Origin of the sequence: Paenibacillus sp. 1011MAR3C5 (assembly GCF_003591485.1) — a bacterium.
GTDB lineage: Bacteria > Bacillota > Bacilli > Paenibacillales > Paenibacillaceae > Pristimantibacillus.
The window spans coordinates 1-594 of sequence record NZ_QZCF01000025.1 but is presented as its reverse complement, the minus strand read 5'-3'; the positions used below and the strand labels follow the sequence as shown (position 1 = coordinate 594).

The following is a 594-nucleotide window of genomic DNA, read 5'->3' as shown; positions in this document are numbered from 1 at the left end:
CTAAAGGATGTTTCAGCAGAAGATTCTCTTCTTATCCGAAGATAAGATTCAAAACTTCTTGTTACTTTCGTTATCCAGTTTTCAAGGAACAAATTGCCGCATAAGCGACAAGAATATGAGTTTACCATAACCATTTGACTCATTCAACACCAAAATGTTGGAAGTCTATATAGTTATATTGGCAAACAAATATCCGCTTGGCGACGCCCTACTCTCCCAGGACCCTGCGGTCCAAGTACCATCGGCGCTGGAGGGCTTAACGGTCGTGTTCGGTATGGGAACGCGTGGTTCCCCTCCGCCATCGCCACCAAACAGGTGTTTTTGCGGACGAATCTCCTCCTGAGTTTCCTCAGCAAAAGACCCAACCATTTTACGAAAGATCATTGATCTTTCAAAACTGACAACGAGCGAGCAACATCTGCCTGAGATGGTGGAAGCAATGCTTCCTGATCCGAACCTCATCGGGCTCGGGTATATCCTTAGAAAGGAGGTGATCCAGCCGCACCTTCCGATACGGCTACCTTGTTACGACTTCACCCCAATCATCTACCCCACCTTCGGCGGCTGGCTCCCTTGCGGGTTACCCCACCGACT

2 rRNA genes are annotated in these 594 nt (G+C 48.5%); both read right to left on the bottom strand.

What is annotated here, in order from left to right:
* Positions 1 to 195: 195 nt before the first annotated feature.
* A 5S ribosomal RNA gene (gene rrf / locus D3P07_RS26695) occupies positions 196 to 312 on the bottom strand.
* Between the two features lie 171 nt (positions 313 to 483).
* Positions 484 to 594 (bottom strand): 16S ribosomal RNA (locus tag D3P07_RS26690); the annotation flags it as partial.